At 63.5% G+C, this 24,432-nt stretch carries 27 protein-coding genes; 14 read left to right on the plus strand and 13 right to left on the minus strand.

Features of this window, described 5'->3' with window-relative positions:
• Positions 1–2 precede the first annotated feature (2 nt).
• Positions 3–878, plus strand: a complete 876-nt coding sequence (locus tag NCS03_RS18535; RefSeq protein ID WP_250529551.1) for an ATP adenylyltransferase family protein — start codon at positions 3–5, stop codon at positions 876–878.
• A 54-nt stretch (positions 879–932) separates the two neighbouring features.
• Positions 933–1,979: a S1C family serine protease gene (locus tag NCS03_RS18540; RefSeq protein ID WP_250440693.1), complete on the plus strand. Its 1,047-nt coding sequence runs from the start codon at positions 933–935 to the stop codon at positions 1,977–1,979.
• A gap of 53 nt (positions 1,980–2,032) precedes the next feature.
• Here the strand turns inward: NCS03_RS18540 and NCS03_RS18545 are convergent, their stop codons facing one another.
• Positions 2,033–2,323: a hypothetical protein gene (locus tag NCS03_RS18545; RefSeq protein WP_008352995.1), complete on the minus strand. Its 291-nt coding sequence runs from the start codon at positions 2,321–2,323 to the stop codon at positions 2,033–2,035.
• Between the two features lie 282 nt (positions 2,324–2,605).
• Between NCS03_RS18545 and NCS03_RS18550 the strand changes: the two genes are divergently transcribed.
• Positions 2,606–2,779 (plus strand): hypothetical protein, encoded by a 174-nt coding sequence (locus tag NCS03_RS18550; RefSeq protein ID WP_160172894.1) that lies wholly within the window; start codon positions 2,606–2,608, stop codon positions 2,777–2,779.
• Between the two features lie 63 nt (positions 2,780–2,842).
• Here the strand turns inward: NCS03_RS18550 and NCS03_RS18555 are convergent, their stop codons facing one another.
• Positions 2,843–3,217 (minus strand): hypothetical protein, encoded by a 375-nt coding sequence (locus NCS03_RS18555; protein ID WP_175979482.1) that lies wholly within the window; start codon positions 3,215–3,217, stop codon positions 2,843–2,845.
• 255 nt (positions 3,218–3,472) lie between these two features.
• Here NCS03_RS18555 and NCS03_RS18560 point away from each other — a divergent pair, with 255 nt between their 5' ends.
• Entirely contained in the window at positions 3,473–3,907 is a 435-nt protein-coding gene (locus tag NCS03_RS18560; protein WP_008352992.1) for a hypothetical protein, read from the plus strand.
• Positions 3,908–3,918: 11 nt separating this feature from the next.
• On the opposite strand, the gene NCS03_RS18565 is transcribed toward NCS03_RS18560, so the two are convergent.
• Positions 3,919–4,125, minus strand: a complete 207-nt coding sequence (locus tag NCS03_RS18565) for a hypothetical protein (protein ID WP_250435991.1) — start codon at positions 4,123–4,125, stop codon at positions 3,919–3,921.
• Between the two features lie 223 nt (positions 4,126–4,348).
• On the minus strand, positions 4,349–4,495 hold the full coding sequence (locus NCS03_RS18570) for a hypothetical protein (protein WP_250435992.1): 147 nt from the start codon (positions 4,493–4,495) through the stop codon (positions 4,349–4,351).
• 296 nt (positions 4,496–4,791) lie between these two features.
• Here NCS03_RS18570 and NCS03_RS18575 point away from each other — a divergent pair, with 296 nt between their 5' ends.
• Positions 4,792–5,730 (plus strand): DMT family transporter, encoded by a 939-nt coding sequence (locus NCS03_RS18575; protein ID WP_008352989.1) that lies wholly within the window; start codon positions 4,792–4,794, stop codon positions 5,728–5,730.
• A 14-nt stretch (positions 5,731–5,744) separates the two neighbouring features.
• Here the strand turns inward: NCS03_RS18575 and NCS03_RS18580 are convergent, their stop codons facing one another.
• On the minus strand, positions 5,745–6,029 hold the full coding sequence (locus NCS03_RS18580) for a helix-turn-helix domain-containing protein (protein WP_033537060.1): 285 nt from the start codon (positions 6,027–6,029) through the stop codon (positions 5,745–5,747).
• 519 nt (positions 6,030–6,548) lie between these two features.
• Between NCS03_RS18580 and phaP the strand changes: the two genes are divergently transcribed.
• Positions 6,549–7,115: a TIGR01841 family phasin gene (gene phaP, locus NCS03_RS18585; RefSeq protein WP_250435994.1), complete on the plus strand. Its 567-nt coding sequence runs from the start codon at positions 6,549–6,551 to the stop codon at positions 7,113–7,115.
• A 49-nt stretch (positions 7,116–7,164) separates the two neighbouring features.
• On the opposite strand, the gene NCS03_RS18590 is transcribed toward phaP, so the two are convergent.
• The 4 genes from NCS03_RS18590 to NCS03_RS31165 are packed head-to-tail and all read right to left on the minus strand — an operon-like array spanning position 7,165 to position 9,571.
• Positions 7,165–7,533, minus strand: coding sequence for a DOPA 4,5-dioxygenase family protein (locus NCS03_RS18590; RefSeq protein WP_033537083.1), 369 nt, complete (start codon positions 7,531–7,533; stop codon positions 7,165–7,167).
• 54 nt (positions 7,534–7,587) lie between these two features.
• The gene (locus NCS03_RS18595; RefSeq protein WP_008352985.1) at positions 7,588–7,935 is read right to left on the minus strand and encodes a hypothetical protein; all 348 of its coding nucleotides are present in this window, start codon (positions 7,933–7,935) and stop codon (positions 7,588–7,590) included.
• Positions 7,932–9,443, minus strand: a complete 1,512-nt coding sequence (locus tag NCS03_RS18600) for an FAD-binding oxidoreductase (protein ID WP_250529552.1) — start codon at positions 9,441–9,443, stop codon at positions 7,932–7,934. Before NCS03_RS18600 ends, NCS03_RS18595 begins: the two co-directional genes overlap by 4 nt.
• Complete coding sequence (locus tag NCS03_RS31165; protein ID WP_268811676.1) at positions 9,443–9,571, minus strand: hypothetical protein; 129 nt, start codon at positions 9,569–9,571, stop codon at positions 9,443–9,445. The genes NCS03_RS18600 and NCS03_RS31165 overlap by 1 nt, the downstream gene beginning before the upstream one ends.
• A gap of 130 nt (positions 9,572–9,701) precedes the next feature.
• Here NCS03_RS31165 and NCS03_RS18605 point away from each other — a divergent pair, with 130 nt between their 5' ends.
• The 4 genes from NCS03_RS18605 (at position 9,702) to NCS03_RS18620 (ending at position 14,894) form a co-directional block, all read left to right on the plus strand.
• A complete protein-coding gene (locus NCS03_RS18605; RefSeq protein ID WP_175979486.1) occupies positions 9,702–11,105 on the plus strand; it encodes an aminotransferase-like domain-containing protein in 1,404 nt (467 codons plus the stop codon).
• A gap of 24 nt (positions 11,106–11,129) precedes the next feature.
• A complete protein-coding gene (locus NCS03_RS18610) occupies positions 11,130–13,463 on the plus strand; it encodes an ATP-dependent DNA helicase (protein ID WP_250529553.1) in 2,334 nt (777 codons plus the stop codon).
• A 119-nt stretch (positions 13,464–13,582) separates the two neighbouring features.
• The gene (locus tag NCS03_RS18615) at positions 13,583–14,077 is read left to right on the plus strand and encodes a hemerythrin domain-containing protein (protein ID WP_250436001.1); all 495 of its coding nucleotides are present in this window, start codon (positions 13,583–13,585) and stop codon (positions 14,075–14,077) included.
• A gap of 82 nt (positions 14,078–14,159) precedes the next feature.
• Positions 14,160–14,894: a 2OG-Fe(II) oxygenase gene (locus NCS03_RS18620; RefSeq protein ID WP_033537062.1), complete on the plus strand. Its 735-nt coding sequence runs from the start codon at positions 14,160–14,162 to the stop codon at positions 14,892–14,894.
• A gap of 18 nt (positions 14,895–14,912) precedes the next feature.
• Here the strand turns inward: NCS03_RS18620 and ribA are convergent, their stop codons facing one another.
• Positions 14,913–15,581, minus strand: coding sequence for a GTP cyclohydrolase II (ribA, locus tag NCS03_RS18625; RefSeq protein WP_008352974.1), 669 nt, complete (start codon positions 15,579–15,581; stop codon positions 14,913–14,915).
• Between the two features lie 144 nt (positions 15,582–15,725).
• On the minus strand, positions 15,726–16,484 hold the full coding sequence (locus NCS03_RS18630; RefSeq protein WP_284504349.1) for an NADPH-dependent F420 reductase: 759 nt from the start codon (positions 16,482–16,484) through the stop codon (positions 15,726–15,728).
• Between the two features lie 152 nt (positions 16,485–16,636).
• Between NCS03_RS18630 and ahpC the strand changes: the two genes are divergently transcribed.
• Entirely contained in the window at positions 16,637–17,200 is a 564-nt protein-coding gene (gene ahpC / locus NCS03_RS18635) for an alkyl hydroperoxide reductase subunit C (protein ID WP_008352971.1), read from the plus strand.
• A gap of 147 nt (positions 17,201–17,347) precedes the next feature.
• Positions 17,348–18,934, plus strand: a complete 1,587-nt coding sequence (ahpF, locus tag NCS03_RS18640) for an alkyl hydroperoxide reductase subunit F (protein ID WP_008352970.1) — start codon at positions 17,348–17,350, stop codon at positions 18,932–18,934.
• A 62-nt stretch (positions 18,935–18,996) separates the two neighbouring features.
• Here the strand turns inward: ahpF and NCS03_RS18645 are convergent, their stop codons facing one another.
• Positions 18,997–20,226, minus strand: a complete 1,230-nt coding sequence (locus NCS03_RS18645) for a sensor histidine kinase (protein ID WP_250456868.1) — start codon at positions 20,224–20,226, stop codon at positions 18,997–18,999.
• Between the two features lie 282 nt (positions 20,227–20,508).
• Between NCS03_RS18645 and tam the strand changes: the two genes are divergently transcribed.
• Complete coding sequence (gene tam, locus NCS03_RS18650; protein WP_008352965.1) at positions 20,509–21,288, plus strand: trans-aconitate 2-methyltransferase; 780 nt, start codon at positions 20,509–20,511, stop codon at positions 21,286–21,288.
• A gap of 3 nt (positions 21,289–21,291) precedes the next feature.
• Here tam and NCS03_RS18655 read toward each other — a convergent pair whose 3' ends face one another.
• Entirely contained in the window at positions 21,292–22,227 is a 936-nt protein-coding gene (locus NCS03_RS18655; RefSeq protein WP_008352964.1) for a LysR family transcriptional regulator, read from the minus strand.
• Positions 22,228–22,394: 167 nt separating this feature from the next.
• Here NCS03_RS18655 and NCS03_RS18660 point away from each other — a divergent pair, with 167 nt between their 5' ends.
• A complete protein-coding gene (locus tag NCS03_RS18660; protein WP_250529554.1) occupies positions 22,395–23,978 on the plus strand; it encodes an aldehyde dehydrogenase (NADP(+)) in 1,584 nt (527 codons plus the stop codon).
• Positions 23,979–24,432 lie beyond the last annotated feature (454 nt).

The following is a 24,432-nucleotide window of genomic DNA, read 5'->3' on the forward strand; positions in this document are numbered from 1 at the left end:
GCATGACGCACATGAACACCCCTTCGTGGCAGGACGTAATCATGCAAACCGAACGCGCACTCGCATGCGGCGCACTGCGTTCGTTCGATACCGCGCAAAGCGTGATCGAAGATGGCGGCGTGCGCTTTCTCGTACGACAGGCCGCTAATATCGCGCGCAAGGAGCAGGCATCGAAACTCGCGGCGAAGTCCGCCGCCGATGCCGCGAGCGCATGGCGCGATCCATTCTCGCCATGCGAGGAAGCGCTGCGTGTCGGCGATATCGGCGAGCGGCATTTTCTGTTGCTCAACAAGTTCAACGTGCTCGCGCATCATCTGCTGATCGTGACGACGGACTTCGAGCCGCAAGAGACGCTCATCAGCGAGGACGACTTCGCCGCGCTCTTTGCCTGCCTCGATCGTTTCGATGCACTCGGCTTCTATAACGGCGGCAGCATCGCCGGATCGAGCCAGCCGCACAAGCATCTGCAGATGGTGCCGCTGCCGCTCGATGGTCAGGCATTGCCGATCGAAGCGGCCATCGAAGCGGCGCGCACGAGCGGCATCTTTCGCGTGCCGCAACTCGCGTTCGCGCACGCAGCCGCATGGCTCGACGATGACAGCATCGCCAACGTGCACGCAACCTATCTGCAACTGCTGAACGCGATCGGCGTGCGACCGCTCGATGTCATGGGCGTCGAACATCAAAGCGCGCCTTATAACCTGCTCGTCACGCGTCGATGGATGCTCGCGGTGCCGCGCAGCGTATCGCATGTCGAGGGCGTCGCGGTGAATGCGCTCGGATTCGCCGGCTCGCTCTTCGTTCGCGACGACGCACAGCGCGAGGTCGTCGAAGCGCTGGGTCCGATGAAACTACTTGCAAACGCAACTATCTCTTGAAATCGGCTCCGGCGACCCGCATGTCCGCATCCAGACATCGGGAGTTCAAGGAACATGGGAAGCCGGCCTCAATTCATCGACGATCTTGCGCGCGGGGCGCAGGACGCCGCGCCCTCCACCCCGCTCGACCCCATCGACGCTATCGACGATGGGGCCCTGCTCGACGCCTATTCGCGCACCGTCATCGGCGCGCTGGAGCGCGTGCAGCAAGCAGTCGTGTTCATTTCCGTCGAACGTCAACTGGCCGACGCGCGCGGCGCGCGACGCAGTGTCGGCGGCACGGGCTCGGGATTCATCTTCACGCCCGACGGCTATCTGCTGACCAATAGTCACGTCGTGCACGGCGCGACGCATATCGTCGTCACGCTCGCCGATGGCACGCGCTTCGACGCCGATCTCGTCGGCGACGATCCCGCAAGCGATCTCGCGGTGCTGCGCATCGGCTCGCCGGAGCCGCTGGCGCATGTCGAACTGGGCGACTCGGGCCGCCTTCGCGTAGGACAGATCGCGATCGCGGTAGGCAATCCGCTCGGGCTCGCGCAGACCGTCACGACGGGCGTCGTCTCCGCGCTCGGCCGAACGCTGCGCTCGACTTCGGGCCGCATGATCTATGACGTCATCCAGACCGATGCCGCGCTCAATCCCGGCAACTCGGGCGGGCCGCTCATCAATTCGGCAGGCCAGGTGATCGGCGTGAACACCGCGATCATCGCCGGCGCGCAGGCCATCTCGTTCGCGACCGCGATCGATACGGCGAAGTGGGTCATCATGCAGATCTTCGCGTACGGGCGCGTGCGGCGCGCGTATATCGGCGTGGCGGGTACGACGACGCCGATCTCGCGGCGCGTGCAGCGCTTTTTCGCGCTTCCGTCGGCAAGCGGCGTGCATGTGATGGAGATCGTCAAAGGCAGTCCGGCCGCGCTCGGCGGCCTGCGCACAGGCGATCGGATCGTCGCGGTGGATGACGTCGCCATCGATAGCGTCGACAGTTTGCAGCGCACGCTGGACGCATCGCGCATCGACAGGCCGGTGAAGATCGCGGTGCTGCGCGGCACGCAGAAGCTCGATATCGACGTGACGCCCGTCGAGCAGACGGGCTGACGCGGCGGCGGCGCGTGCCTCGATGCACACGCGCCGCCTCCCAACGCTTCGCTTCACTTCCTGCTGCCGGTCTCCCGCGCCGCTTGTCCCGCGTACCCCGTGTTTCGTGCGCGCGCATCGGCGAAAACATCGGCCAGACGCTCGCGCAGCGCGTCGGCGTCGCGGCGCAACGGCGCGTTCGCCGACGCATCGATCAACGCATCGATACGCCGTTGCCAGTACGCCTGCTGCATGACGGCATGCCGCATCGGCTCCCCGCGTGCTTTCGCCGCCACGCGCTCAAGCTCCGCGATCATCCGGCCGATGTGCGCGAGTTCCTCCTGCGCGAGCTGATCGACGCTCACAGGCTCCTCCTCGTTCCGCGTCTGTCATGGAGCGCGGTTCCATGAATACTAAACGTCGCAACCGAAGGCTTTATTCCAGCGGCGCAAGGAAACGAAGCGATTCCGCACCCTGGCCCGCGCTTTGCGCTGTTTGCAATGTCTCGACGGCTATGTGCGCTAACGACCGGTCGCGCGTGCGCGGCTCCGGCCTAATGTGGAAGCAGCAGACAGTGTTCGCGCGCACGGGCCGCCCCGTTCGAACGAGCCTGCCCTGTCGGGGAAGGTCCTAGAAAAAGGATTGCCATGACCACGCACAAGAAAAACCAGACGGCGATGCGCCGCGAAGCGTTCCGTTGCACTGGCGCACAACTCGACGCCATCCTGCGATTCGGCGAGGAACGCAAGCTGGAGAATCAGCCGTTGCATATCGTCGTCGCTGAATACTGGCGCTATCAGGCGCACGCGAAAGCCGCCTGATCGTTCGTACTTCTCGCCGGTTTCGAAGCATCGCCCTGCGGGCCGCGCGGCGCTATGTACCCGCTATTGTCCCGACAGCACCCGCTGCTTCAGCACCCAGATTGCCGTGGGCACTGCGTAGTAAGCGCTGACATTGCCCGTGACGAGCTTGCCCGTCAGTTGAATGCGTGCGTTCTCCGTGGGCGTCGCATCGATGATCTGCACCGCCGACACATTCGTCTGCTGGCGACCGCCTTGTCCTGTGCTCGCGCTCATCACGCACACCGGACGCGACAGCGATAGCACCCACGCGGGCTTGGGGGACGCATCGCCTTCGCGTGCGGCCTGGCGCGTCGCCGTGCCTTCGAGCGTGACGACATCGCCATCGTTATAGCAAGGCGCCGCCGCTGCGGAGCCTGCCATCAGCACGAGCACCCAAGCACAGGCTTTCGCAATCATTCGAACCTCGCGAAGAGCGCGTCGCGTGACGCGCGGATCCGGGAAAGAAGCTCAGTTACTTTAGGTGATCGGCGTTGGGGTCGCAACCTGCGGACGAATGGTCATCCTCGGCGCTCCTTTCAAAACCTTCATTCGGGAACGCGTGTTGCTGCACTTCATCTGACGAATCGAAAGAGCGCGGATCATGACTGCGAAAGACCGCGCATGAAGACATTGCCGGTCCGCGACTCATTCGGACTGACAGAGGGGGCGACGATGAATCAGGTCATAGTTGGTGTGTTCGGATCCTATCGGGACGGACACGACGCGCTTCGCGCATTGCAGCTCGCGGGTTTGCGACGCGACGACGCGCATCTTTATCGGGCCGGACGTGGCGAGAGCGATATCGATGCTCTGCTGCCGCCCGCGCACGACGAGGACGATGCGGAGTACGTCGCTCATGGCGAGCATCAAGGCGTGATCTGCGCGCGCAATCGGTTCGTGCCGCACGAGCCCGTCTCGCCGCGCCCGCCCGCGTCTCATGCCGCCGACGACGCCACGCCACAGCGCACGCTGCTCGTCATCCGCATCAACGATGACATCAAGCCGGGCGCGATCGGCGAAATGCTGCACGAGCACGGCGCGATCGCGGTCAAGGACGCGAGCGGCCACTGGCGCTTCTCGCCGTTCAGGAATCCGGCGGGCGTCTGAGCGCAGCGTTTTCAGTGCATGCCCGGATGAGGCTTGCGAACGACGGACGGCGCTTCGGACTCGGCGCGCTCATCGTCTTCCGATGGGTCGTCGGACGAAGGCTCGTTGGCGAGATCGCGCGCTTCCTGCGCCGCCGCCGCCGCACGCAACGTGCGACAGCGCGCCGAGTGGCGGAACGTCGCGAGCATGCGAACGACTTCGCGTGTTCTCGTTCTCATTGTTGCCTCCTTCGAAGCAGTTGAGAAACTACTTTAAGTGTAGGCGGCAAATGTTCAGGCGCAAGGCGTTCCATCGAAATAATGTGCGCCGGCGCATGCGCGTGCATGCGTTTCGGACGCGCATGAAAAAGCCGGACGGATGCTTGCGCACACGTCCGGCTCTTTTCTCACTTTCACGTCACGTTTTACTGCTGCTGCGGATACTGCCTTGCTTCTACTGCTTCTACTGCTGAAACACCCGTACCTGCTCCGGGGCCGCACGAGCGATCGGGAACGTATCGGCGGCGCTGTAACTGTTACTCATCGACATGAATGCGATAAGGCTCATCGACATCATGGCGGCCGCAAGGATGATGCGCTTCTTTTGCATGGCTGCTATTCGTTCTCTCGTTTGGCGTGCAACGAATAGTAGAGCGTCGAAGATAGGAAAGCGCTAATCCGCGTCTTAATTCAAGGCACAAAAAACTAGGAGCGAAAAGCACGACCGCCAGCAATCGGCATGAGCGCAGCATGCGATTGTTCGAACCGTCTAGTACATTTCCCGCGTCGTGCCCTGTGCGCAACACGGCGGAAAAGAACTTTACTGTTGCCTTGCCAGCGTCCTGCGATGCCGGGAGAATTGAAGCAACGGCCTAAAAACCGTTCCTTCACTACCACGAGAGTTCGATGGCAACCTTAGAGGGCAAGGCGCAATACCGCATTGATACCGATAACACGGCAGCCGGTATCGCCATCATGATCCTGACGACCGCGACCTTCGCGGCAAGCGATTCCACCGTCAAGCTGATCGGCACCGCCGTCCCTCTGCTGGCTTTGCTCTGGGTTCGCTATCTTTTCCAGATGATCGTCATGGGCGCGTGGCAGATACGCCGCCGCGCGTTCGGCCTCTTTCGCACGGGCAGCGTCAAGTTGCAGATCGTGCGCGCGGTGCTGCTGCTGACCAATTCCGCGTGCACCTTCGCAGGGCTGCGGCATCTTCCGTTGCCCGTCAGCACGTCCCTCGCGATGCTCGCGCCACTCATCTCCACGCTGCTCGCCGCGCTCGTGCTGAAAGACGACGTGCCGCGCAGCAAGTGGGCGCTGGTCGCGATCGGTTTCGTCGGCATGCTGCTGGTCGTGCGGCCGGGCGGCAGCTCGTTTAGCTGGACGGTGATCTATCCGATCGGCGCGGCGACGACGTTCGCGTGTTTCCAGGTGGTGTCGAGCCATCTTTCGCGCGTCGACGACGCGATCACGACCAACTTCCTCACGGCGCTCGTCGCGACGCTCATGCTGTGCGTGCTCGTGTGGATGGATCAAGCCGAAATGCTGCCCGCGCTCGCGCAGGTACGATTCGAAAGCTGGCTGCTCGTCGTCTTCATGGCGACGATGGCGACCACCGGCCACGGACTCATGCTTCAGGCGCTAAAGCGCGCGCCGCTCTCCGTGCTGACGCCGCTCGGCTACGGTCAGCTCGCGTTCGCCGCCCTTTTCAGCTGGTTGCTGTTCGGACAAGTGCCCGACTTCTGGATGGCGATCGGCATGTGCGTGATCGCGGCGAGCGGCATCGGCACAGTGCTCCTGCATGGACGCAAGGCGGCGCCGGCCGTATCGGCGGATGTCTGACGATAACGGAACGCTCAGTTGGCGGCGTGCGCGCGCTCGGCCTGGCCCGTGCAGAGCCAATGCGGATCGATGTCCAGCGCCTTCGCGATGCGATTGAATGCCGCGAACGGCGGAACCGTGATGCCGCGCCGCCAGAATTGCACGTCGTGCTCGCTCACGTCGAGCCAGCCAGCGGCTTTTGCGGAACTGATGTTTGCCTTCTGCAAGGCCCGGTCGAGTCGTGCGGCCATGGCGCGCCGCAAGGCGTTGTCTTCGTGACTGCGTTCAAGGTGGCCAAGGGTTTGGGAATGTCGCCCCATTTTCTTCAAGTCTCTCGATTTATATCTTTATGCCGTTCAGCGCCGGCTCATTAGCGCGAGGTGAATCCTACTGATTCACGATGACGCGGCAGTGACAGAAATACCGGAAAATCGTCCGTCCTACCGAAAGCCCGTCGCGCATGTTGCAGTGCGAGATTCTTCCAATTAACGCATCAATGCGTCAAGTGGGGAAACAACGCATTCGGTAACTTTTGTCTTAGGGGTTTACGACAGGCCGCGCCTGGACGCCTGCAACAAGCGTTTAATGAACGCACGTTCGCAGGCCGACTGGTCGGGATTATTTCTTTTCTACCGGCATTCGTGTGATGGTGACGAGTCCTTAATCGCTCCGATCATTTACTTTGCGCTCACTGTTATTTTTGAATAAACGGCTGAGTGGTTTAAAGTCAAGCCGGGAAAACGTAATTGACACACCACACGCTTGCCTTAAAATAAGTCGTTCGCTGCATTGCACAAATACATCGGCAATCAATTGGCAATTTCCATATGGAGTCGAGCATGAGCAGTCTTGCGCCCGAAAATGTAATCGCGTCACAAAAGGCGGGGGTCGACACCACGTTCGGTGTCGCCGCACAAGCCGTCGAAGGCTTCGAAAAGCTGATCGATCTGAACGTGCGTACGGTCAGGACGGCGCTCGACGAGCATCAGGCGCTCATCGCCAGAACGCTCTCCGTGCGCGATCCGCAGGCGTTCTTCGCGCTTCAGAACCAGCACCTGCAAGACAGCGCCCAGCGCGTTCAGGCCTATTGGCTCGGCGTCTATGAGATCGCGTCGGGCGTGCGCGGCGGCTATCTGGAAGCCGCGCAGGACCAGATCGCGAAGTCTCAGCGCAATGTGCAAGCGTTCGTCGAGAGTCTCGCGAGCAATGCGCCGGTCGGCAGCGAAGCCGTCGTGACGGCGTGGCGCACGGCGATCGATGCCGCAACGGAATCGGCGAATTCCGCTTACGAAGCGGCGAAGAAGGCCGCGCAGCAAGTGGTGGAGGCCGCGCAAAACGACGCCTCGGTGGCTGGCCAGACGGCCGTGCGCGTGGTGTCGTCGAAGACGGCAAGCGCGAAGAAGTAACTCGCCGGCGATCCAGCAAAAGGCGGACGCGGTCCGCCTTTTTTACGTCTCAACCGCCCAGACTCTTCAGCGAGAGTTCGTGCGACCGGCCGATCCACACCGCCGAGTCGCGATGATCGACGAGCGCGTCGCCCGTATTCGGATGCATGAAGACATCGAGCGCGCCGTGATTCAGCGTGAGCCACGCGAGCATCGGCGCGAGCAGCGCATCGCCGAATCCCAACTGGAACGACCACATCGGATGCGGTCCGACCGGGCGCTCGTGAAAGCGGCCCAGACGCAGCGCGCCATCCTGCAATTCGGTCGCAAACCGCTGCTCGATCACGAGCCGAAGCTGCCACGCGGCGTCGCGGCTCGCGGCATCGAAATAGACATGCGCGTGCCAGTCGGCGATCGTGCGTGTGTCCGTGGCGTTCATCGTTTCGTCCGTGCGCGGCAATATTGAGATGCGTGTCATTTTAGCGAACCGCGTTCAGCAACGTTCCAGCGTCCAGAGCACGGCGCCGTCATCGAACGTTCGATGATGCGTCGCGCGCATGCCGACTCCTGCGCCGAGTTGAGACAACACGAACGCATCGGCGTAGCGCGTGATGCCGCCGATCGCATGCGACGACGACAGGCGTTCGATCCACAGCCAGCCCGCATCGCCCGACAGAGATGCGATCTGCGCGCCCGTCAGACGCGCGCGCCGCACGATGATGCCGCCTTGCGGCAAGTCCCCGTCGACGACCCACGTGCGCGCCGATGTCCGCGTCGCGCCGCCGAACGGCATCCACGGGACGACGCCCATCGCGATAAGAAACGCGCGCCGTGTCGTCATCGCCAGATCCCCTGCTTGCCGGGCGACAGAATCCCGTTCGGATCGAGCGACGCCTTGATCGTCTTCGAAAGCCGCATCAGCGCGTGATCGTTGAAATCGTATTGCGCGGCGGCGAGGTCCATGTACGACAGATGCGTGCGATATTGCCCGTAGCCCGCCGCGCCCGCATCGCGGATCAGCGTTTCGACGAGCGCGCCGGCATCGCGCGACTGTTTCGGATCGTCGCGATCGAAAATCGCCGCGAAGATGTGATGCATCGCGCGCTCGCCGGCCGTGAATCCGCCGTAATAATCGAAGCCGAATTGCGCGGCGCGCTCGCGCACCATGCGGACCTGCTTCACGGCATCGCGTCCGATGGGCGGACAGATCGGCGAGAAATCGATGTGCGCGCCCGAGCCGCCGCGCCAGTTGAGCAGATTGAACGCTTCGAGTCCCGGAATGCCGACTTGCGCGCGATCGCCGCCGCCTTCCGGCTCGACCGATGCATCGCGATACGGCATCTCGAAGAGCGTCGCGCCCGCGATCGGCCTGTAGCGCGCATGCACGATATCGCGCCGCGCCTCGACGAGCGCTCTCGGCCCATACAGGCAGAAGCGCAGGTTCCAGCGCCCGATGCCGATCTTGCGCGCCATGGCGTCGATGGCGTCGTCGGGCATCGCGCCGTCGCCGTCGAACCATTGCTTGCGCGTCGACACGCCTGCCGCCCAGCGCACCGCGCTTTCGATGACCGCATTGCTCTGGATGGTGCCGTCCATCTTCAGCGGGCGCAGCGTATCGACGACGCGTTCGAGATCGTCCTCGCGCGCGAATGCGTAGCGGCAGATCATGTAGCCCTCGGGCGCGGGCATGAGCCAGACGCCGAGCTTGGTGACAACGCCGAAGTTCGATTGCATGAACATGCCGTCGTACGAAGGCCCGAAGCCGCTCTTGAATACCTGCCAGTCGCGGCTCGACGACATCGCGCCCATGCCGGTGCGTACGACATCGCCGTTCGCGAGCACGACTTCCATGCCGCACTGATTCGCCGCATGGTCGCCGTATGGCGTCGTGCCGTAACCGCGTTCGAGCGTGTTGCCGATCACGCTGCCCCATCCGGCCGCGGGCGGATCGAGCCAGAAGCGCCGCGGCGTGCCGAGCGCGCGATACAGGTCGTAATACGTCACGCCCGGTTCGACGAGCGCATAACCCAGCGTTTCATCGATCTCGACGATGCGATTCATCCGCCGCAAATCGAGCACGACGCAACCAGGCATACGCGGCGCGGCGCCGCCGTAAGCGAAGTTGCGCCCCGTCGATACGGTCCAGAGCGGCACGCGATATCGATTCGCGACCGCCAATGCCGCACGCACGCCTTCGACGTCCTTCGGCAACACGACAGCAGATGGCGCGTGTGCGGATGCATCGCCGGGCGCGAACGGATCGAGATACGAAGCGATATCGTCCGCGAGCACCGCATCGTTGCCGAGCGCCGACTTGAACGCCGCGAGCGCCGCGGGCAAATACGGCATCAATATCCGCCGCTGCTGCCGCTGTTCGATGTCGTGCCCGACGCGCCCGAGCTGCCATCGGTCTGACATCCTGCGAGCAGGCCGGCGAGCAGCGCGAGCATGACTGTTGCGATTCTGGCGAGCTTCATGGAACCACCTCCGAAAGATTGAAAAGCGGGCACGGCGATTAAGCCGCTTATTCATTAAACGCGCGGCGGGGTGTCGATATTCCGTCGATAAAGCGTGAGACAATTTCGCGCCCTTTCACCGATACCCGCGATGAAGCGCTACCAAGCCCTTGCCGACACGATGGCCGCCGAGATACGCGCGGGCCGCCTGCCTGTCGGTGCACGGCTGCCTTCGGTGCGGCATTTGACGACGCAATACGGCGTCGGCCAGTCGACGGTCTTTCGCGCGTACTACCTGCTCGAAGAATGGGGCTTGATTCGCGCGCGCGAACGTTCCGGCTATTACGTCGCGCCGGGCGCCGCACTCGCGCCGAAAGAGAGCGCGACGCTGAAAGAACCCGCGCCCATCGACGTAAGCAGCCTCGTGTTCTCCGTGCTCGACGCCGTGAAGCGCCCGGACGTCGTGCCGCTCGGCTCCGCGTTTCCATCGCCGGCGCTCTTTCCGTTGCAGCGTCTTGCGAAGTCGCTCGCGCACGCGGCGCGGATGCTCGATCCGTGGAGCACCGTCGTCGACATGCCGCCGGGCAACGAGGCGTTGCGCGGACAGATCGCGCTGCGTTATATCGGCATGGGCATCGCGCAGCCGATGGACGAACTCATCGTCACGAACGGCGCGATGGAAGCGCTCACGCTTTGCCTCATGGCCGTCACGCAGCCGGGCGATGTCGTCGCGATCGAATCGCCGTGCTTCTATGCCGCGTTGCAGGCTATCGAGCATCTCGGCTTGCGCGCGGTGGAGATTCCGGTCGATCCGCAAGACGGTCTCGATCTCGACGTGCTCGCCGAAGCGCTCGACAAGCATCCGGTGCGCGCGTGCTGGTTCATGACGAACTTTCAGAATCCGACCGGCGCGACGCTTTCCGTCGAGAAAAAGCGCGCGCTCGTCGCATTGCTCGCGAAGCACGAGGTTCCGCTGATCGAAGACGATGTCTACGGCGAACTGCATTTCGCGCAGGATCGTCCGCCGCCCGCGAAAGCTTTCGATACGAACGGGCTCGTGATGCATTGCGCATCGCTGTCGAAGACGCTTGCGCCGGGGTATCGGCTCGGCTGGGTCGCGGCGGGCCGTTTCGCCGATGCGATCCGGCGTCTCAAGCTGATGACGAGCATTTCCACCAGCGTCCCGATTCAGGCGGGCATCGCCGATTATTTGCAGCACGGCGGCTTCGACAAGCATTTACGCAAGCTGCGCGGCGCGCTTCTCGCGCAACGCGATGCGATGGAGCACGCCATCGCGCGCTGGCTGCCGTCCGACGTCGCATATCGGCGGCCGGACGGCGGCTATTTCCTGTGGCTGCAACTGGCCGATCACGTCGACGCGATGCAGTTGCATCGGCGGGGACTCGAACACGGCATCAACGTGACGCCGGGGCCGATCTTCTCCGCGCGTCACGATTTCGGGAATCATGTGCGCGTCAATTTCGGTCATCCATGGTCGCCGCAAATCGACAACGCGATGAAAACGCTCGGAGAACTGCTGCGCGCGGCTTCGTGAAAGGCGCGTGCTAGACTCCTGTACATGCATACAGTACCCGAGCCCGCCTACACCGTCGCCGTGCGCGCGCTGTGCGAGTTCACGGCGAAACAGGGCGATCTCGATCTACGCTTTACGCCGACGCCGAGCGCGCAGGAAGGCGTCGCCGGCCATGTCACGGTGACGAACCGTCGGCCGGACGGATATCAAAAGGAAATTTCGCTTTCGGAAACCTACGGCCCGCTACTCGTGCGCGGCCGCGCCGATGGCTACGATCCCGCGCTCAACCGGCTCGAGGAAATCAAGACGCATCGCGGCAAGCTCGAATCGATGCCGGAGAATCATCGGCATCTGCATTGGGCGCAGGCGCGCGTCTACGGACATCTGATGTGCCGAAAGCTCGGGCTGGAAGCCATCGACATCGCGCTCGTTTATTTCGATATCGTCGATGAAACCGAAAGCGTGCTCGTCGAGACGCAAACGGCCGCAGCGCTCGCCGTGCATTTCGAGGCGCAGTGCGAACGCTTCATCGCGTGGGCGCGGCAGGAACTGGCGCACGGGGCGGCACGCGACGAAGCGCTGAAGACGCTCGCGTTCCCTCACGCCGATTTCCGCCCCGGCCAGCGCGCGCTCGCGGAAGCGGTGTATCGCTCGGCGGTGTCGAAGCGCTGTCTCGCCGCGCAAGCGCCGACGGGCATCGGCAAAACGGTCGGCACGCTCTTTCCGCTCCTGAAGGCGTGGCCCGGCCAGCAGTTCGACAAGATCTACTTTCTCACCGCGAAAAGCGCGGGACGGCAACTCGCGCTCGACGCGCTCACGACGCTCGCCGCGAAGCCGTTGCGCGTCGTCGAACTCGTCGCGCGCGACAAGGCTTGCGAATACCCCGATCGCGCGTGTCACGGCGAATCGTGTCCGCTCGCGCGCGGCTTCTACGATCGCCTCGCCGATGCGCGCGCCGCCGCGCTCCAATGCACGCAGCTCGATCGGGCGTCGGTCGCAGAGGTCGCGCGCCGGCATGACATCTGTCCGTACTATCTGAGCCAGGAATTGTCGCGCTGGAGCGATGTGATCGTCGGCGATTACAACTACTACTTCGACACGAGCGCGATGCTCTTCGCGCTCGCGGAGGCGAATCGCTGGCGCGTGGCGGTGCTCGTCGACGAAGCGCACAACCTCGTCGAACGCGCGCGCGGCATGTATTCCGCGACACTCGATCAGTCCGCCTTCAACGCGATGCGCCGCGGCGCGCCGGGCGTGCTCAAGAAGGCGCTTGGGCGCGTCGCGCGAAGCTGGAGCGAGACGGCGAGCGAGCAGCACGCGTCGGGCATCGAGTACGCGGCGCATACGGAGCTGCCCGCGCGCTTTTTGACCGCGCTCGGGCAAGCCGTTTCGCTGATGACAGAAACGCTCGGCGAACAGCCCGACGCCTTCACGCCCGACACGCTGCGCTTCTATTTCGATGCCGTGCATTTCACGCGCATCGCGGAGCGTTTCGGGTCGCATTCGATCTTCGACATCACGCTTTCCGGCGCGAACGCAAACGCGAGCGCAAACGCGAAGAAGCGCAATGCCACGCTCTGCCTGCGCAACGTGATTCCCGCGCCGCATCTCGCGCCGCGATTGGCGCGCGCGCACAGCGTCGCGCTCTTTTCGGCGACGCTCACGCCCGCGCACTTTTACGCCGATACGCTCGGCTTGCCGGCATCGAGCGTGCGGATCGACGTCGAATCGCCCTTCTCCGCCGATCAGCTCGACGTGCGCGCGATCGCCGATCTTTCGACGCGCTATCGGGATCGCGAGCGCTCGGTGGATCGCATCGCCGATCTCATCGCCGCGCAATACTTCCGCGCCGAGGGCAACTATCTGAGCTTCTTCAGCAGCTTCGACTATCTGACGCAAGTGGCGGCGGCGCTGGCGGCGCGTCATCCGTCGATTCCCTGCTGGCAGCAGTCCCGCGCGATGAGCGAGGCGGCGCAACGCGAGTTTCTCGCGCGCTTCGTCGCCGATGGACGCGGTATCGGATTCGCGGTGCTGGGCGGCGCGTTCGGCGAGGCGATCGATCTGCCGGGCACGCGTCTCATCGGTGCGTTCGTCGCGACGCTCGGGCTGCCGCAACTCAATCCCGTCAATCAGCAAATGAAAGCGCGCATGCACGAGGCGTTCGGCGAGGGCTATGCGTACACGTATCTTTTTCCCGGCTTGCAGAAAGTGGTGCAGGCGGCGGGACGCGTGATTCGCGGACCGCTCGATCGCGGCGTGCTTTATCTGATCGACGACCGCTTCGCGCGCGCCGAAGTGCGGCGGCTGCTGCCCGCGTGGTGGCAGGTGAAAGTGCTGCGCCAACGCGACTTGAGCGAATCGAGAAATACCACTATCTAGACGCGCGCACCGCCGCCGTTAACTGATCCATAGCGGGCATTCGTCTTGCTTTTTTACGGCACCTTGGGGACACGCAGATGTCGCTACCGGGCCGACAGAGCCCACTATTGGAGAACCCCATGTCCACCGCTCAAACCCCGCGACCCATCGATGCGCTCGACATGCTCGAAGCCGATCACCGCGCCATCGAACAATTGTTCGATGCCTTCGAACGCGCGGACCACGACGATTTCGAGCGCAAGAACTCGCTCGTGCAGCGCGCGTGCGAACTGTTGACGATCCATACGATCGTCGAGGAGGAATTGTTGTATCCGGGCGCGCAGAACGCGCTCGAAGCGGACCGGCGCATCGACGTGGACGAAGCCTACGTCGAGCATTTTCTGGTGAAGACGCTGATCGAACGATTCGCGAACCTGCGCGCCGGCGAAGACGGTTTCGACGCGACGTTCAAGGTGCTGAAGGAAAACGCGGTGCATCACATCGAGGAAGAGGAAACCGTACTCTTCCCGGCCGTGCGCAAGACGCAGATGGATCTCGTCGCGATCGGCGCGAAGATGGCCGCGCGCAAGGCCGCGCTGCACGAACGCATCGCGGAGACTGCGGCCGCGCATTGAATTGCACAGCAAGAGCCGGAGTGCGTGCGTCGCGTCGCGGGCGCACACTTCATTCGAATTCACGCACATCCGGAGGAACGACATGAAGGTGCTCGAACGCGCGACGGCAGACGATATCGGCGATCGCATCGACGCGCTCGACTGGGCCGATCTCGAAGCGCAACTCGATAGCTTCGGCTGCGCGACGGCGTCGGCGCTTTTTTCGCGCGACGAATGCGAGGCGCTCGCGGCGCTTTACGATCGCGACGGCATTTTTCGCAGCCGCGTCGTGATGGAGCGCCACGGCTTCGGGCGCGGCGAATACAAATACTTCGCGTATCCGTTGCCGGGCGCGCTCGAACGCGTGCGGCGCGCGGTGTATCCGCATCTCGCGCCGGTCGCGAATCGCTGGAACGAGGTGATGGGCATCGAGACGCGCTATCCGCGCGAGCATGCGGCGTTCATCGAGCGCTGTCATCGCGCGGGGCAGACACGGCCGACGCCGCTCTTGCTACGTTACGTGCCCGGCGATTTCAACTGTCTGCATCAGGATCTCTACGGCGAGCACGTCTTTCCGATTCAGATGGCGATCCTGCTTTCCGCGCCCGGCCACGATTTCACCGGCGGCGAATTCGTGATGACGGAGCAGCGTCCGCGCATGCAGTCGCGTGCGGAAGTCGTACCGCTTTTGCAAGGCGATGCGGTGTTCTTCGCGGTGCATCATCGGCCGGTGCAGGGCACGCGCGGGCCGTATCGGGTGAACATGAAGCACGGCGTGAGCCGCCTGCGCTCGGGACGCAGGCATATGCTCGGGGTAATTTTTCACGACGCGCAGTGAGCGCGCGCACTGTCGGGCTTACTCGTTCTCGTCGAAGTAATGCCCGAAGCGCGCCTGCTTCGTCTTGATGTAGCGCTCGTTTTCCTCGCGCATCGGGATGGCGAGCGCGACGCGTTCGCATACGGGAATATCGTGCCTGAGCAGCGTGTCGAACTTCGACGGATTGTTGCTCATCAATCGCACCGACTTCACGTTCATGGAACGCAGGATCGCGGCGGCGGAATCGTATTCGCGGGCGTCGTCGGGCAGGCCGAGATGCAGGTTCGCATCGACGGTATCGAGCCCCTGTTCCTGCAGCGCGTATGCACGGATCTTGTTCGCGAGGCCGATGCCGCGCCCTTCGTGGCCGCGCAGATACAGCAGAATCCCGCGAGCCTCCGCGGCGATATAGCGCAATGCCAGATCGAGCTGCTCGCCGCAGTCACAGCGGTACGAGCCGAAGACATCGCCGGTCACGCATTCGGAGTGCAGGCGCGTCAGCACGGGTTCGCCGCTGCTCACGTCGCCCATCACGAACGCGATGTGCTCCACATCCGTGTGCTTCACGCGATAGACGTACGAAGCGAAAGTGCCGTAGCGGGTCGGAATGGTGGCGGTCGCCACGAGTTCGACGTCCGCGCACTCGTCGCACTCGCCGAAGCGGTGTTGCGGGTTCTGCACGTCCTGCGTAGGAGAAGCGGTTTTCATAGTCAATCTGCGAGTCCACGACGCCGGACGGCGGCTGCATTTTTGCGCCAGCCCGGTTCGTCATGTTAAAGCCCATCGGGAAAGTTTGCAGATTGTCTCACGGCGCGCGCGCGTTCCCGCGCTTTACCGTACGGTCTTTCGCTTCTACGCGGGTTGGTCGAAGGTGCCGGGACTCTTGTCCGTCGCGCGCCATTCGGGCTTGCGCACCGGATCGGCCTTCTGAAGCGCCGCGCGCAGGCCGGCGGCGTCGAGGTCGGCGGTATAGACGGGCGTCGCGGGCTGCTGACGCCAAGAATCGTCGATCTGGCCGGCATCGACCGGATCGAAGCCGATCTCATCGACGAGCTTCATCACGACGGCCTTTGCCTTCGCGTCATCGCCCGCGACCGGCAGCGCGATGCGGCCCGGCGTTCCCGGCGGCTTGCCGCGGTTCTTCAGGTGATCCGCATAGATATTGTTGAACGCTTTCACGACCGGCCGACCGATCTGCTGCTCAACCCAGCGGCTCTCGGGCGTGCCCTTTTCGATGCCTTCGATCCGCCCGTCGCGCTGCTGCGGATAGTAGTTACCGGTGTCGATCACGACGACGCTCGCCGGCACGCCCGCAAACAGATCCTTCGGCAGGTTCGGCACCTTGGCTTCGGGAATCGTGACGACGACGACTTCGGCGTCCTTCACCGCGTCCCGCGCTTCGACGGCCTTCGCGCCGGTCTCGCGCTCGATATCCGCGAGCGACGCCGGGCCGCGCGAATTCGCGATACGCACGTCATGCCCTTTCTCGGTGAAGCGCAGTGCCAGCACCGAACCGATATTCCCCGCTCCGATGATTCCTATTTTCATACTGCCTCCTTGAAATGAAAGTGAAAGCGACCAAGTCTGTTTAAGGAACCTGCGAAGGCGCATGCAATCAGAATGCCTTGTGCGGGAAAACGCCAAAATATCGCGTCGATAGCCCCGCGCTATCCCGACAATAAAATCAATCCACTTCGCAAGTACGATAGCTTTCCTGTATAGTTCACTTACTTCTTCAACACCACTCCAAAAGGAAACTGGTAATGCCCATCATCAACAGTCAAGTCAAGCCGTTCAAAGCAACCGCCTATCACAATGGCGAGTTCGTGACCGTCACCGATGAAAGCCTGAAGGGCAAGTGGTCGGTGTTTGTGTTCTACCCGGCCGATTTCACGTTCGTCTGCCCGACCGAACTGGGCGACCTGGCTGACCGCTACGAAGAATTCAAGAAGCTCGGCGTGGAAATCTACTCGGTTTCGACCGACACGCACTTCACGCACAAGGCATGGCACGACACGTCGGACACGATCCAGAAGATCAACTATCCGATGATCGCCGACCCGACGCTCGCGATCTCGCGCAACTTCGACGTTCTGATCGAAGAAGAAGGCCTGGCGCTGCGCGGCACGTTCGTGATCAACCCGGAAGGCGAGATCAAGCTGTGCGAAGTGCACGACAACGGCATCGGCCGCGACGCTGGCGAACTGCTCCGCAAGGTTCAGGCTGCTCAGTACATCGCGAAGAATCCGGGTCAAGTGTGCCCCGCCAAGTGGACGCCGGGCGCTGAAACGCTGACCCCGTCGCTCGACCTGATCGGCAAGATCTAAGTCTCGTACTTCACGAGCGCTGTATCGAACTTGCCGCGGTTCTGCGGCAGGTTCACCCCAAAAAACGTGTTCGTCCGGCGCTGCGAATTTCGCAGCGCCGCGGCGGAACACGTCTGCAATATCCCAAGTCAAGGAACGGACATCGCCATGCTCGACGCCAATCTCAAGAATCAATTAAAAGCGTATCTGGAAAAAGTCACCCGGCCGATCGAACTCGTCGCCTTCCTCGACGACAGCGACAAGTCGCGTGAGCTGAAAAGCCTGCTCGACGAGATCGCTACGCTGTCTGCGCGGATCAGCGTCGTCGAGAAAGAGGACGCCAGCGTGCGTCGTCCGTCCTTCACCATCGGCGAGGCGGGCAAGGCTGCGGGCATCCACTTCGCCGGCATCCCGATGGGCCACGAATTCACGTCGCTCGTGCTCGCGCTGTTGCAAGCCGGCGGCCATCCGATCAAGCTCGACGACGCCATCATCGAGCAGATCAAGAATCTCGACGGCGACTTCGCGTTCGAGACGTATTTCTCGCTGTCGTGCCAGAACTGCCCGGAAGTCGTGCAGGCGCTGAACGTGATGGCGATCATCAACCCGCGCATCAAGCATGTCGCGATCGACGGCGCGCTGTTCCAGCAGGAAGTCGAGGAACGCCAGGTCATGTCCGTGCCGATGATGTTCGTCAACGGCGAGAGCTTCGGCTCGGGCCGCATGGGCGTGAAGGAAATCCTCGCGAAGCTGGACACGGGCGCATCGGCGCGCGCGGCGAAGGAACTCGAGAACAAGCCGGTGTTCGACACGCTGATCGTCGGCGGCGGTCCTGCCGGCGCGGCGGCGGCGATCTATTCGGCGCGCAAGGGCATCGCGACGGGCGTCGTCGCCGAGCGCTTCGGCGGTCAGGTGCTCGATACGATGGCCATCGAAAACTTCGTCTCGGTCAAGGAAACCGAAGGGCCGAAGTTCGCCACAGCGCTGGAGCAGCACGTCAAGAGCTACGAAGTCGATATCATGGACGTGCAACGCGCCGAGAAGCTGGTGCCGGGCCGCATCAATGAAATCCATCTCGCGAGCGGCGCGGTGCTGAAGGCGAAGACCGTGATTCTGTCGACCGGCGCGCGCTGGCGTGAAATCAACGTGCCGGGCGAGCGCGAGTATCGCGGACGCGGCGTGGCGTACTGCCCGCACTGCGACGGCCCGCTCTTCAAGGGCAAGCGCGTCGCCGTGATCGGCGGCGGCAATTCGGGCGTGGAAGCGGCGATCGACCTCGCGGGCATCGTGTCGGCGGTGACGCTGATCGAATTCGGCAACGAGCTGCGCGCCGACGCGGTCCTGCAGAAGAAGCTGCGCAGCCTGCCGAACGTGACGATCGTCACCGAGGCACAGACGACCGAAGTCACCGGCGACGGCAAGAAGGTCAACGGCATCACGTACACGGACCGCGCGACGGGCGCGAGCCATCACGTCGAGCTGGAAGGCGTGTTCGTGCAGATCGGCCTCGTGCCGAACACCGAATGGCTGAAGGGCGTAGTCGAGTTGTCGAAGCACGGCGAGATCGTCGTCGATGCGAAGGGCGCGACCTCGCTGCCGGGCGTGTTCGCCGCGGGCGACGTGACGACGGTGCCGTACAAGCAGATCGTGATCGCGGTCGGCGAAGGCGCGAAGGCGGCGCTCTCGGCGTTCGACCATCTGATCCGCGCGTCGGTGGAAGACGAAGCAGTGGTCGAAGAAGAAGCGGCGGCCTGAGCATCGTTCAGGCGTCGTGGTGACCGGAAGGCGGACGGGGCGACCCGTCCGCCTTTTTTCGCTTATTGAGCGTCGGAAGCCTTCGGTTCCAGCACCATCGGGAACGTCACTTCGAACACGCTTCCGCGCCCTTTCGATGACTGGAAGCGCAGTTCCCCTTCCAGCGTGCGCGACAACTCCTTGACGATCGCAAGGCCGAGCCCGGCGCCGGGAATGTCGTCATCGGCGGCGCGCTCGAATTCCTCGAACACGCGCTCCTGATCCGCCACGCTGATGCCGACGCCCGTATCGGCGACGCGCAATTTCCAGCGCTGATCGGGCGCGGCGGCGATCGACAGTGCGATCTCGCCCGACGACGTGTACTTGATCGCATTCGACAGCAGATTCAGCGCGACCTGCTTCACCTTCAGCCGGTTCGACGTCACCTCACCGAGCGCCGGATCGAGATGGCCGATCAGCTTCAATCCCTTCGATTCGGTCGCGACGCGGCAGGCCTGCATCAGCTCGTCGAAGAGACCGACGAGATCGAACGGCTCGACCGTCAGCACCGAATCGTCGCCCAGCACTTTCGAATATTCGACCATCTCGTCGACGAGCGACGCCATGTCGGCGACTTGCCGGTTCGCCAGTCCGAGCGCCGTCTCGCGCTTCGCGGCCGAGCGCGCGGCCAGTTGCAGCGCCGTCGAGAACACGTTGAGGAAATTGCGCAGATCGTGCGCGACGCGTCGCGTGACCTGCATGCGCGTCTCGTACAAATCGCTGATGAGCTTTTGCCGCAGCGTCAGCTCGTAGTTGGCGCGCTCCAGCATGCCGGTGTATTCGTCGATCTTGCGATCGCGCTCGCCGATCGCCTCGCGAATCGACGCCAGCGTGACGAAGCTCACGACTTCATCGGTCATGAGGCGCGCGTGCTCTTCGTCGGCGCGCGAAAGATCGTCATGCGCGCCCGCGTATTCGCCGATCGCGAGCAGCAACACCTGACGAAAAAGATCGAGTTCGCGCACGAGTTCATCGATACGGTAGCCTTGCTGCCAGCGCCATTGCCCGTGTTGGCGCGCGTCGCGCTCGATCGCGCCTTCCTGGTCGCGCAGATTGCGCGATTCCAGCACGATGCAGATTTCATCGAAGATGCTCGGCAGATGATCCGCAAGCTGCCGATACGTGAGCTGATCCGAATGTTCGACTTCCTGATCGCCGAACACGAGCTTCATCCAGCGTTCGGTGAGCGCGTCTTGCTGCGCGCGCAGCGCGTCCACGAGACCCTTCAAGCCGCCGACTGACGTGTCGCTCATCTGCGAGTCCCCGAGTGCTTAAGGCGCCGGAGGGCGGCGCGAATGATGTTCGTGATATGCATGCGAAAGCAAGTTCCGATATTGCCTGGAACCGCCCGCGAATGCTTCGCCAGTATAGGCGCGATGCCCGCGCGAAAGGGACATATCCGAGTTTTTTCAATGACTCGCGTGCACATCGGATTCAGCGTTCCATTCAAAGGCCGTCGCGCGGCTTTGGATCGGCGCGGCCCGCGCATCTAGAATCGCGTCTGATATCACGACGAACATCGACTGGAGCCTTCAATGACGACATCATCGCCCGAATGGCAAGCTCGCCAATATTCGCTGTTCGAGGAAGAGCGCACGCGCCCCGTCCGCGATCTGCTGAACGCGACTCATGCGCGAGCCGCGCGCACGGCGGTCGATCTCGGCTGCGGCCCCGGCAATTCAACCGAAACGCTCATCGCGCATGCGCCGAACGCGCGCGTGATCGGCGTCGACAATTCGGGCGACATGATCGACGCGGCGAAAAAGCGCCTGCCCCAAGTCGAATTCGCGCTCGCCGACATTTCCGCGTGGCAGGCAGAAGGACCGTTCGATCTGATTCTCGCGAACGCGGCGCTGCAGTGGGTGCCCGATCACGAGACGCTGTTTCCGTCGCTCGCCGGCAAGCTCGCGAAGGGCGGGCAGCTCGCCGTGCAGATGCCCGACAATCTCGACGAACCCGCGCACCGCCTGATGCGCGAAGCCGCCGCCGATGGCCCTTGGCGCGACAAGCTGAAGGGCGTGGAGCGCACCGCGCGCTTCCGGGCGGACTGGTATTACGCGTTGCTCAAGCCGCTGTGCGCGCGCGTCGACGTGTGGCGCACGACGTACCATCATCCGCTGGACGGCGGCGTCGATGCCATCATCGAATGGTTCAAGGGCTCGGCGCTGCGGCCGTTCCTCGCGAAGCTCGACGAGAAGGAAGCGGCCGCGTTCCTCGACCGCTATCGCGCCGGCCTGAAAACCGCATATACCGTTTTCGACGACGGCAGCGTGCTCCTGCCCTTCCCGCGTCTGTTCATCGTCGCGACGCGCTGAGTGTCAGTTCGGCCGGCGCTGCTCGCGCAACATCTGCACGAACTGCCGCGCCGCCGGCGAAAGCTCGCCGCCCCTGCGCGTGACGATGCCGTAGGTCTGCGATTTCGACTTCATGCGAACGGGCAGAATGCGCAGCATGCCGTGGCGCTCGAACACTTTCGCGACGCTCGCCGGCAGAATCGACACGAGTTCCGCGCTCTCTTGCAGCAGCGTCACGGTCATCAGCGGCGAGGCGGTGGAAATCGGATTGGCGGGCATCGGCAGGCCGGCGAGATCGAGTTCGCGTTCCAGCAATGCGCTCATCGGCATATAGCTCGGATACGTGACCCAGCGATAGCGCGCGAGATCGGCGAAACCGACTTCCGGCTCGCCCGTGCGCTCGTGACCCTGACCGACGACGATGCAAAGCGGCTCGTCCGCCAGCGGCTGATACTGATACTTCGACGGCTGATCCGACACGCTCGAGCGCCCGATGACGAGATCGACGCGGCCGTCGTCGAGCATCGGCAGCATGCGCGCGCTCGTATCCTCGACGATTTCGATCGCCAGATCCGGATGCTTCGCGTGCATCTCGTTGACGATCGGCGCGACCACGCCCGGCACCGCGCCCATGATCGTGCCGACGGTCAGCCGCCCGCCCGTGCCCGCGCGAATCTGCGCGACTTCCTGGCAGAGCGCGTTGAGATCGGCGGCCAGCACGCGTGCGTAGCGCACCACGCAGCGGCCGAACGGATTCGGGATCAGCCCGCTCTTCGCACGCTCGAATAGCGGCGCTTCCAGCATGGATTCGAGTTCGGCGAGCGCCTTGCTCGCGGCGGATTGCGTCATCGCCATGGCGCTCGACGCCTTGTGCAGCGATTTGTGGTCGTCGAGCGCGATCAGCAGTTGAAGCTGCTTCATGCGCAGCCGCGACATCAATACATCGAGTGTGTTCTTCATCTTTCGGCGTGCGGGAAAGCGCGGGGTGATTCCAAAAAGCGATCAAGCGATGGAAAGGTTTCACTATACAGGCGCACGCGCGAAGCCGTATAGTCGGGCAAGGTGCAGTCATCGTACAACCGGTACATGCGGCTGCCGCGAATCACTCCAAGCAAGGACGAGACATCATGCAACTCACTGGCAACCTGCTCATCGGTCAGGAATCGGTCTTCGGCTCGAACGGCTCGATCAAGGCCGTCAACGCGTCGACCGGCGCGGCCATCGAACCGGCTTTCGGCGGCGCGACGCTCGCGGACCTCGACCGCGCGTGCGCCCTCGCGTGGGCCGCGTTCGACGTCTACCGCGAAACCGCGCCCGAAGCGCGCGCGAAGTTCCTGGAAACGATCGCGCAGAACATCCTCGATATCGGCGACGACCTGATCGAGCGCTGCATGATCGAAAGCGGCCTGCCGCGCGCGCGTCTCGAAGGCGAGCGCGGCCGCACGGTCGGCCAGTTGCGCATGTTCGCCGATGTCGTCCGCAATGGCGATTTTCTCGGCGTGCGGATCGATCCGGCGCAACCCGAGCGCAAGCCGCTGCCGCGCGTCGATCTGCGTCTGCGTCATATCGGCGTCGGCCCGGTCGCCGTGTTCGGCGCGAGCAACTTCCCGCTCGCGTTCTCCGTCGCCGGCGGCGACACGGCGTCGGCGCTCGCCGCCGGTTGCCCGGTCATCGTCAAGGCGCACTCGGCGCATCCCGGCACGGCGGAGCTCGTCGGCTGCGCGGTGCAGAAGGCCGTGAAGGACTGCGGCATGCCCGAAGGCACGTTCTCGCTCCTCTTCGACAGCGGCCGCGACATCGGTCAGGGCCTCGTCGCCGACAACCGCATCAAGGCGGCGGGCTTCACCGGCTCGCGCGGCGGTGGCGTCGCGCTGATGAAGATCGCGGCGGCGCGCAAGGAACCCATCCCCGTCTACGCGGAAATGAGCAGCATCAACCCGGTACTGCTGTTCCCGAACGCGCTCAAGAATCGCGGCGAAGCCATCGGCAAGGCGTTCGTCTCGTCGCTCGTGCTCGGCGCGGGCCAGTTCTGCACGAATCCGGGCCTGATTCTGGCCGTCGACGGCCCGGATCTCGACAAGTTCATCGAAGCGGCTTCCGCTGCGCTCAAGGAAACCGCCGCGCAGACGATGCTTACGCCGGGCATCTGCAAGACGTACGCGAACTCGGTCGCGAAGACCGCCGATAACGCCGACGTGACCACCGCCGCGCGCGGCCTCGAAGCGAAGGGCGACAATCAGGGCCAGTCGGCGCTGTTCGTCACCACCGCCGAAGCGTTCCGCAAGAATCACGATCTGCAAGAGGAAATCTTCGGTGCATCGTCGCTGGTCGTGCGTTGCCCGAGCCTCGACGCGATGATCGATCTGATCGAATCGCTGGAAGGCCAGTTGACCTCGGCGCTGCATATCGACGAGGCCGATTACGCCGATGCGAAGCGCGTCCTGCCCGCGCTCGAGCGCCGCACCGGCCGCCTGCTGGTGAACGGCTTCGGCACGGGCGTGGAGGTCGGCCACGCGATGGTGCACGGCGGCCCGTTCCCGTCGACGGCGGATGGCCGCTCGACTTCGGTCGGCAGTCTCGCGATCAACCGTTTCCTGCGCCCGGTCAGCTATCAGGATCTGCCTGACGCGCTTCTGCCCGACGCGCTGAAGACGGCGAATCCGCTCGGCCTGAACCGCCGCATCGACGGCAAGCTGCAACTGGCGGAATAACGCTTCGGGTCGGTCTGATGAAAGCCGCGGCGCGTCATTCGCGCCGCGGCTTTTTCGCTTCTGCGCAACGCCGGAGCACGAAAGGCAAACCTTTCGAACGATGATTCGGAAGCCTTACCAATCTCCCGGCAACGTCCGCCGCTTCGGGCGATCCGCATTGACATACTCGGCGTGGGCTCGCTACAACGTTTCATCACGCGCTCGAATCGCTTTCACATCAGTGGGTTATCCGGCGATCGCGCCCCGTTGTCTTTTTTCGGCTAAGGATTGGCGATTCAAAACCGCCGCCGCGATCCCAAAATGTCAGAAATATCGTGAGCGAGAGCACCGCCCGGAGTAGGGGCGAAAGGCAATTGACGTCCGATAGTGGTTGAACCATAGTCGGATAGTCGTTTCCCGCTGGCGCGCGCGCCGCGCGGACAAAGAATACGAAGGATTGCTGCCGCGGGACGCC

It is taken from the genome of Caballeronia sp. ATUFL_F1_KS4A (assembly GCF_023630905.1).
GTDB classification, from domain to species: Bacteria; Pseudomonadota; Gammaproteobacteria; order Burkholderiales; family Burkholderiaceae; genus Caballeronia; species Caballeronia zhejiangensis.

Excerpts from the sequence above, each read along its gene's own strand:
- NCS03_RS18565 (WP_250435991.1), bottom strand. The coding sequence starts at position 4,125 with ATGAGAACGAGAACACGCGAAGTCGTTCGCATGCTCGCGACGTTCCGC.
- ribA (WP_008352974.1), bottom strand. The coding sequence starts at position 15,581 with ATGAAAACCGCTTCTCCTACGCAGGACGTGCAGAACCCGCAACACCGC.
- NCS03_RS18540 (WP_250440693.1), top strand. The coding sequence starts at position 933 with ATGGGAAGCCGGCCTCAATTCATCGACGATCTTGCGCGCGGGGCGCAG.
- NCS03_RS18535 (WP_250529551.1), top strand. The coding sequence starts at position 3 with ATGACGCACATGAACACCCCTTCGTGGCAGGACGTAATCATGCAAACC.
- NCS03_RS18615 (WP_250436001.1), top strand. The coding sequence starts at position 13,583 with ATGTCCACCGCTCAAACCCCGCGACCCATCGATGCGCTCGACATGCTC.
- NCS03_RS18620 (WP_033537062.1), top strand. The coding sequence starts at position 14,160 with ATGAAGGTGCTCGAACGCGCGACGGCAGACGATATCGGCGATCGCATC.
- tam (WP_008352965.1), top strand. The coding sequence starts at position 20,509 with ATGACGACATCATCGCCCGAATGGCAAGCTCGCCAATATTCGCTGTTC.
- NCS03_RS18605 (WP_175979486.1), top strand. The coding sequence starts at position 9,702 with ATGAAGCGCTACCAAGCCCTTGCCGACACGATGGCCGCCGAGATACGC.
- phaP (WP_250435994.1), top strand. The coding sequence starts at position 6,549 with ATGAGCAGTCTTGCGCCCGAAAATGTAATCGCGTCACAAAAGGCGGGG.
- NCS03_RS18645 (WP_250456868.1), bottom strand. The coding sequence starts at position 20,226 with ATGAGCGACACGTCAGTCGGCGGCTTGAAGGGTCTCGTGGACGCGCTG.
- NCS03_RS18550 (WP_160172894.1), top strand. The coding sequence starts at position 2,606 with ATGACCACGCACAAGAAAAACCAGACGGCGATGCGCCGCGAAGCGTTC.
- NCS03_RS18575 (WP_008352989.1), top strand. The coding sequence starts at position 4,792 with ATGGCAACCTTAGAGGGCAAGGCGCAATACCGCATTGATACCGATAAC.
- NCS03_RS18560 (WP_008352992.1), top strand. The coding sequence starts at position 3,473 with ATGAATCAGGTCATAGTTGGTGTGTTCGGATCCTATCGGGACGGACAC.
- NCS03_RS18590 (WP_033537083.1), bottom strand. The coding sequence starts at position 7,533 with ATGAACGCCACGGACACACGCACGATCGCCGACTGGCACGCGCATGTC.
- NCS03_RS18655 (WP_008352964.1), bottom strand. The coding sequence starts at position 22,227 with ATGAAGAACACACTCGATGTATTGATGTCGCGGCTGCGCATGAAGCAG.
- NCS03_RS18555 (WP_175979482.1), bottom strand. The coding sequence starts at position 3,217 with ATGATTGCGAAAGCCTGTGCTTGGGTGCTCGTGCTGATGGCAGGCTCC.
- ahpF (WP_008352970.1), top strand. The coding sequence starts at position 17,348 with ATGCTCGACGCCAATCTCAAGAATCAATTAAAAGCGTATCTGGAAAAA.
- NCS03_RS18570 (WP_250435992.1), bottom strand. The coding sequence starts at position 4,495 with ATGCAAAAGAAGCGCATCATCCTTGCGGCCGCCATGATGTCGATGAGC.
- ahpC (WP_008352971.1), top strand. The coding sequence starts at position 16,637 with ATGCCCATCATCAACAGTCAAGTCAAGCCGTTCAAAGCAACCGCCTAT.
- NCS03_RS31165 (WP_268811676.1), bottom strand. The coding sequence starts at position 9,571 with ATGAAGCTCGCCAGAATCGCAACAGTCATGCTCGCGCTGCTCGCCGGC.
- NCS03_RS18595 (WP_008352985.1), bottom strand. The coding sequence starts at position 7,935 with ATGACGACACGGCGCGCGTTTCTTATCGCGATGGGCGTCGTCCCGTGG.
- NCS03_RS18610 (WP_250529553.1), top strand. The coding sequence starts at position 11,130 with ATGCATACAGTACCCGAGCCCGCCTACACCGTCGCCGTGCGCGCGCTG.
- NCS03_RS18660 (WP_250529554.1), top strand. The coding sequence starts at position 22,395 with ATGCAACTCACTGGCAACCTGCTCATCGGTCAGGAATCGGTCTTCGGC.
- NCS03_RS18600 (WP_250529552.1), bottom strand. The coding sequence starts at position 9,443 with ATGCCGTATTTGCCCGCGGCGCTCGCGGCGTTCAAGTCGGCGCTCGGC.
- NCS03_RS18630 (WP_284504349.1), bottom strand. The coding sequence starts at position 16,484 with ATGCGCCTTCGCAGGTTCCTTAAACAGACTTGGTCGCTTTCACTTTCA.
- NCS03_RS18580 (WP_033537060.1), bottom strand. The coding sequence starts at position 6,029 with ATGGGGCGACATTCCCAAACCCTTGGCCACCTTGAACGCAGTCACGAA.